The sequence below is a fragment of the bacterium genome, from assembly GCA_040753555.1.
Classification (GTDB): Bacteria; UBA9089; UBA9088; order UBA9088; family UBA9088; genus JBFLYE01.
In genome coordinates, this window is sequence record JBFMDZ010000238.1 from 1 (window position 1) to 2,853 (window position 2,853).

Below are 2,853 nucleotides of genomic sequence, written 5' to 3' on the forward strand. Positions count from 1 at the left end.
GCTATCTTAAAAACCCAGAGCAGGCCTTTTTGGCAGGGTTAAACCTTGGAAAAAAGTATGACCTTGGCCATTTAAGCAGTCTAACCAATAAGGCAGGAAGCCTATACAATAGCCTCATTGAGAACAAATATTACAAATTTGGCACAGCCCTGACAGGACAGGATGTCTGGGGAAATAAGCTTACTTGGGAAGAAAGGCTTGCTGGATTAAAGAGCTACCAGAGGAATTCCGACTGGAACAATAAGTTTGGGGATGTGATTGAGGGAATCATCTGGAAGAAGAATATAACCCTGCCAAAGATAGACCTGCCGAAGATAGGGCTTCCTAATATAGATTTGGGGGATATTGACTTTAAGACAATGGGATTGGATGGCATTGCAAACTATGCAATAAATCTGGGAGCAAAGACACCTGGTGGAATAGGCGGGGTATTGGATAAGCTATGGGATAGCCTGAAGGATATATTTGAGAAAGAAGGGATAACCAAGGAGGATTTGAAAAATAAAGTAAATGAAGGGATGCAGAAAAAAATAGACGAGGCTAACATAGAGAAAAAGATAAAAGAAATTATCAAGGATGGAACCATCTCTGACAAAGAAAAGACAGATCTAGAATTATTATTGAGCAAATATCTACAAGCTTATAATCCATTTGGGTTTAAAATCCCCAAGGAAGATTGGAAGGAATTAGGGATTAGATTATCCAAGGATATAGCAAATGTAGTGGTTGGTTATATAGCCAAATCTACAGGAGTAGAATGGGAGCTTAAGGCAATTAAGATAACCAAGAAAGTATTTGAAGGAGATTTTAAAGGAACCCTAGAATCTTTAATTAAGACCTTTGATTCAACCGGAATGTTTAAACTGGCAAAGATGATTGCAGATTATGCAAAGTATCCTGCAGATTGGGTTTTGGAGTATACTTATAAAAAATTATCAGTAAATTTCTCTGCGATTGGAGAAGGTACAAGATATAGAGATGCAATCAGTGCATTTCGCCTTGAAAATGGAAATGTATTTCCTGATCTCGCTGGAATCGAACTAATCATCCTTGATGTTGCCTATTATGACCGAACCAAAACCCATCTTCCTGGCTTTGTAGATTACCTAAATAAGAATTTTCCTGAGGCTTCAAAGAGAATTATAGATTTTATCGCGAACCCTTCAGTATGATGCAGATAGTTTTCTTTCTATTTCTAGGAACTATCTTTTGTGGGTGTAATAATCCCAAGTCTCCCCTTGATATAATACCAAAGCTACCTATTCTTATAGATATTGGCGATAAAGAAAAGATAGTATTCTGCTGGGGAAAAGACCTTTACGCGATTGATCCTAATGAACCTGCTGAAGTTGACCCTGATAAACCCTGCAGAGCTAACCCTAATGAGAATACCGCAGAACTTATACTTCCCTCTCCTTATGATGAAGCTTTTCCTAAATGGCTTCCTGATGGAAAAAGGCTTGTTTTTTCTAGCATGTCTCAATTTGGAGAGATAAAATTTTATATGATGGATTTTAATAAAAAAAAGGTTTTTGATATGGGAAAGATGTGTAAAAAACTCCTTAAATATGGCCTATATGATAAACCTAGATGGTCTTTAGAGTGTAAAAAGATTGTATTTTCAGGTAGAGATGGCATCTACATAGCAGATGCAAATGGTAATAATATAAAAAAGGCTGTTGATATCCCTGAATCTGGTGGAGTTACTAACTCAATTTCTTTCTCTCCTGATTTAAGAAGGATTCTTTTTGATTTTTGGGATTCCAAAGACAAAAGCAAAGGGGGGATTTATACAGTAGAGATAGCCACTGGAAGATGGAAGAGATTGACCTATGACAATATTATAATAGCTCGTAATCCAAATTATTCCCCAGATGGAAGTAAGATTGTATTTGAAGGAAGCTTATATGGTGAAAAGAAATGGAAAAAGATTTACATGTGTAGAAGGATCTGCATTATGGATGCAGACGGGAAGAATCTTCATAGATTAACCAAAGATGACAATTCAGAAAGAATTACAGAATTTAATCCTTCTTGGTCTCCAGATAGCAAGAAGGTTGTATTTACAGGGGTATTTACAGATTTTGAAAGAATTAACCTAAAGGAGGAGGATTTTATTCTTAAAGAAATCAAAAAATGGGAGCTTTTTATAGTTGATGTAGAAACAGGAAATATAAAGAGACTAACCTATTCTGGTAAAACACCAAGTCATTCCCCCTCCTGGCGGCCTCATCCTAAATCCTTAAAGAAAGAATAACCAATGCTTAAGCAAACCGCCAACCTTGCCAGGATAATTAAACTAAGGTTTTCTGATATAGAAATTATTCCCTCAATCAATGTTTCATCTAGTGAATTAGCAAATATTCCCGACCTTATTTCTTCTGCAAGCTCTGATCCCATCCCCTCCCTTGATCCATCCCTGGTTAATCCTCCCTGGTATGAGCCCTATCAAGAGGGGTCAGGGGTCAAGGGTCAGGGGTCAGAAGATACCCTTTCCCTAGAAGGAAAATTTATAAAATTCAATGATTATGTATTCTATGTAATGAATGGAAGAAAGAGGCTTGTTCCCAAAGATAGCCTTGATGCATACCTTCCTAAAGAAAAGCAGGGTGAAATCCAAGGTGTCTCTAATGAGACATTAAGTAAGCTTCCCACAGGAGAAGTCTTACCTGAGATAAAATACCCTGATGGCACATTGATAAAGTATGGAGGAGACTATTTCCTTATCTTCTCCGGAACAAAGCATCTTATTGATTCAGGAACAATGCAGATATTTAGCTTAAAGCCTAATGAGGCAAAGGTAGTCTCTGATAGTGAATTTCTTTCTATCCTAACCGGTGATCCCCTTAAGGC

General features: G+C 37.3%; 3 protein-coding genes. All 3 read left to right on the forward strand.

What is annotated here, in order from left to right; translation table 11 throughout:
• On the forward strand, positions 1-1,172 hold a 1,172-nt coding region (locus AB1630_11910), incomplete at its 5' end, for a hypothetical protein (GenBank protein MEW6104497.1).
• Positions 1,169-2,257: a hypothetical protein gene (locus tag AB1630_11915; protein ID MEW6104498.1), complete on the forward strand. Its 1,089-nt coding sequence runs from the start codon at positions 1,169-1,171 to the stop codon at positions 2,255-2,257. The genes AB1630_11910 and AB1630_11915, both read left to right, overlap by 4 nt.
• Positions 2,258-2,260: 3 nt before the next feature.
• Positions 2,261-2,853, forward strand: a 593-nt coding sequence (locus AB1630_11920) for a hypothetical protein (GenBank protein MEW6104499.1), incomplete at its 3' end; no start/stop codon positions are given.

Bases quoted from the DNA above. Each gene is read 5' to 3' on its own strand.
- AB1630_11915 (MEW6104498.1), top strand. From the start codon at position 1,169: ATGATGCAGATAGTTTTCTTTCTATTTCTAGGAACTATCTTTTGTGGG.